2 protein-coding genes and 1 tRNA gene are annotated in these 3,674 nt (G+C 73.0%); all 3 read left to right on the top strand.

What is annotated here, in order from left to right:
* Positions 1-220: 220 nt before the first annotated feature.
* The 3 genes from ACFFHC_RS08450 (at position 221) to ACFFHC_RS08440 (ending at position 3,613) form a co-directional block, all read left to right on the top strand.
* Positions 221-1,543, top strand: a complete 1,323-nt coding sequence (locus ACFFHC_RS08450) for a deoxyguanosinetriphosphate triphosphohydrolase (RefSeq protein WP_083323555.1) — start codon at positions 221-223, stop codon at positions 1,541-1,543.
* Positions 1,544-1,553: 10 nt separating this feature from the next.
* Entirely contained in the window at positions 1,554-3,482 is a 1,929-nt protein-coding gene (gene dnaG, locus ACFFHC_RS08445) for a DNA primase (protein WP_070705198.1), read from the top strand.
* Positions 3,483-3,540: 58 nt separating this feature from the next.
* Positions 3,541-3,613: transfer RNA gene (locus ACFFHC_RS08440), tRNA-Asn, on the top strand.
* The last annotated feature ends 61 nt before the right edge of the window (positions 3,614-3,674 follow it).

Raw genomic sequence — 3,674 nt, 5'->3', positions numbered from 1 at the left:
AGTCCTCAGATCATGCCCGGGACCTCGACCCCTACCCCCAAGCACCCACGCTCAACTCCGAAGAGCCGGACATGGGTCCCCTTTCTGCTGCGGGCGCCCTGCCGGGCGCGGCACGACGGTGTGTGCCCACGGAGTGTCGCACCCAGCTCCGACGACCTGCGGGGCGGGGGGCGCACCGCAGCACGTGGTGTCGGGGCCACCGGCTACCGTTCGCAGGGTGATGCCGACGCCCGATGCCTCCCGATGGGTCCCGCCCCGCACCGACGCCCCCGCGGGGGTGGCCCCCGTGGAGGCCTACTCGGCCCACGACCGGGAGCGCTGGGAGTCAGAGGACCCGGCCCGCAAGCGCGCCGACCGAGACGACTTCGCGCGGGACCGCGGCCGCATCATCCACGCGGCGGCCCTGCGACGTCTCTCGGCCAAGACGCAGGTGATGCAGTCGGGGATGGACGACGTGGTCCGCAACCGTCTCACCCACAGCCTCGAGGTGGCGCAGATCGGCCGCGAGATGGCCGTCTCGCTCGGCTGCAACCCGGACGTCGTCGACGCCGCCTGCCTGGCCCACGACCTGGGCCACCCGCCCTTCGGGCACAACGGCGAGGACGCGCTCGCGGACGTGGCGCACGACATCGGCGGCTTCGAGGGCAACGCCCAGTCGCTGCGGCTGCTCACTCGGCTGGAGGCCAAGCGCTTCCGCGCCGACGGACGCAGCGTGGGCCTCAACCTCACGCGCGCCACCCTGGACGCGGTGGTGAAGTACCCCTGGCTGCGGGGCGAGGGGCCGACGGGCACCCCCAAGTACAACGCCTACGCCGACGACGCCGAGGTCTTCGCGTGGATCCGCCGTGGGTCGCCCGAGCAGGGGCGCCGGTGCGTGGAGGCCCAGGTGATGGACCTGGCCGACGACGTGGCCTACTCCGTGCACGACGTGGAGGACGCCATCACCTCGGGCCACCTGGACGTGCGGGCCCTGCGCGACCCCGCCGAGGTGGCCGCGGTGGCCGCCAACGCCGCGCGCACCTACGCCCGGGACCTGCCCGCATCGGCGTTGGTGGGGGCGATGGAGCGGCTCACCTCCTCGGGCGTGGTGCCGGAGTCCTACGACGGCACCCGGCGCTCGCTGGCGCGGCTCAAGGACATGACGAGCACCCTCATCGGGCACTTCGCCCAGTCCGTGACCGACGCCACCCGTGAGCGTCATCCACAGGCCACCCTGACCCGCTTCGACGCCGACCTGGTCGTCCCCAGCGAGGTGGTGGCCGAGATCGCCATGCTCAAGGCGGTGGCGTACACCTACATGATGAACACCGAGCACCGGCTGGAGCTCATGGAGCGGCAGCGTGAGGCCCTGCAGGCCCTCGTGGCGATGTGGGAGCGGCACCCCGAGCGGATGGACCCGCAGTACCTGGAGGACCGCCGCGTGGCCGAGGAGGCCGGCGACGACGCGGCGGCCCGGCGGGCGGTGGTGGACCAGGTGGCCTCGCTGTCCGACGGCCGGGCGTGGGTGGAGCACCACCGCTGGTGCACCCACCACGGGCACTGAGGGGAGGGACGTGGCAGGACTCATCAAGCCGGAGGACATCCAGGCCGTCAAGGAGCGGACGGCGCTGGACGAGGTGGTGCGCGAGCACGTGACCCTGCGCGTGGCCGGGGTGGGCTCGCTCAAGGGCCTGTGCCCCTTCCACGACGAGAAGACCCCCTCCTTCCAGGTGCGCCCGGCGGTGGGGCACTGGCACTGCTTCGGCTGCGGCGAGGGCGGCGACGTCATCGAGTTCGTCATGAAGATCGACCACCTCTCCTTCGCCGAGGCGGTGGAGCGGCTGGCCGGGCGGCTGGGCATGGAGCTGCGCTACGAGGAGGGCAGGGGGCCCCGCCGCGAGGGCGGACTGGGGCGACGGGCCCGGCTCGTGGAGGCCCACCGGGCGGCCGAGGAGTTCTACCACCAGCAGCTGCTCTCCACCCAGGACGCCCGCCCGGGCCGGGACTTCCTGCGGGGCAAGGGCTTCGGGTCCACCGAGGCGGCGCACTTCGGGGTGGGCTTCGCCCCCCGGGGCGGCACCGCGCTGTACCAGCACCTGCGGGCCGGGGGGTTCACCGACGACGAGCTCGTGACCGCTGGCCTCGTGGGCCGCGGTGGCCGTGGCATGTACGACCGCTTCCGCGGCCGCGTCATGTGGCCCATCCGCGACATCACCGGCGACACGGTGGGCTTCGGGGCGCGCCGCATCTTCGAGGACGACCGCATTGCCGCCAAGTACCTCAACACCAGCGAGACGCCGATCTACACCAAGAACCAGGTGCTCTACGGGCTCGACCTGGCCAAGAAGGCGATGGCCCAGCAGCGCACCGCCGTGGTGGTGGAGGGGTACACCGACGTGATGGCCGCGCACCTCTCGGGCGTGGAGGTGGCCGTGGCCACCTGCGGCACGGCCTTCGGTGCCGAGCACATCAAGGTGCTGCGCCGCATCCTGCGCGACGAGGCGAACCAGGCCCCGGCCAAGGTGGTCTTCACCTTCGACGGCGACGCCGCCGGGCAGAAGGCCGCCATGAAGGCCTTCGAGGCCGACCAGGCGTGGGCCAGCCAGTCCTTCGTGGCAGTGGCCCCCGACGGGCTGGACCCCAACGACCTGCGCCAGCAGCGCGGATCGCAGGCGGTGCGCGCGCTGGTGGAGGACGCGGTGCCGATGTTCGAGTTCGCCGTGCGCACCTCCATCGCGCGTTACGACCTGAACACGCCCGAGGGGCGCGTGGGTGCGATGCGGGTGGCCGCGCCCATCATCGCCGGCATCCGCGACCGCTCCCTGCAGCCGGAGTACACGCGCACCGTCTCGGGGTGGATCGGGGTGGACGTGGACTCCCTGGGGCGCGAGGTGACCGCTGCCCGGTCCTCGCGCGCCTCCGGCGGTCTGCGGGCCGCGACGCGCCCCGTGCAGACCGGGCCCGAGTCCTCGAGCGCCCCGGAACAGGCCGCCCCGGCCGGGCCGCCGCCGCTGCCCCCGGTGGACCCGCGCAACCCGGACCACGTGGCCGAGCGGCAGATGCTGCAGATGGTGCTGCAGTACCCCGGGGCCATCACCGGCACCGAGCACTCGGCGCTGTCGACCACGGCGTTCACGGCGCCCGCCCTGGGGCTCGTGCACGCGGCGGTGGTGCAGGCCGGTGGCATCGAGCGGGCGGTGACCCTCTCGCACACCGCCTGGGTGCAGCAGGTGCGCGATGCCGCCGACCCGCGCGTCCACGACCTCGTGGGCGAGCTGGCCGTGGCCGGGCTGCCGGTGCGCATGGTCAACGGGCAGCCGGCCCCGGGGTACGCCGAGGGGCTCGTGGCACGGTTGCGCATCATCGAGCTCAACCGTCGCATCGCCGACGCGATGGGGGAGCTGCAGCGCCTGGGGTCCGCCGAGCCGGAGCGTCAGCGGGAGATCGGGCTGCGGCTGCAGGGGTGGCAGCGGGAGCTGCAGCACCTGCGGGCCTCCCGGTAGGGGCGCGATTGGACCCAACGCGGCAGTGGTGTTATGGTTCACGCCGCTGTTGAAGCGATCCCCTGTAGCTCAATTGGCAGAGCATTCGGCTGTTAACCGGAGGGTTGTTGGTTCGAGTCCAACCGGGGGAGCACACGGAGAAGGGCCGGTCACCGCGAGGTGACCGGCCCTTCTGGCGTACCGGGGGAGTGG

The organism is Kytococcus schroeteri (assembly GCF_042433515.1).
Taxonomy (GTDB): Bacteria; Actinomycetota; Actinomycetes; order Actinomycetales; family Dermatophilaceae; genus Kytococcus; species Kytococcus schroeteri.
The sequence above is the reverse complement of the archived record's forward strand: the minus strand, read 5'-3'. Positions and strand labels throughout refer to the sequence as shown.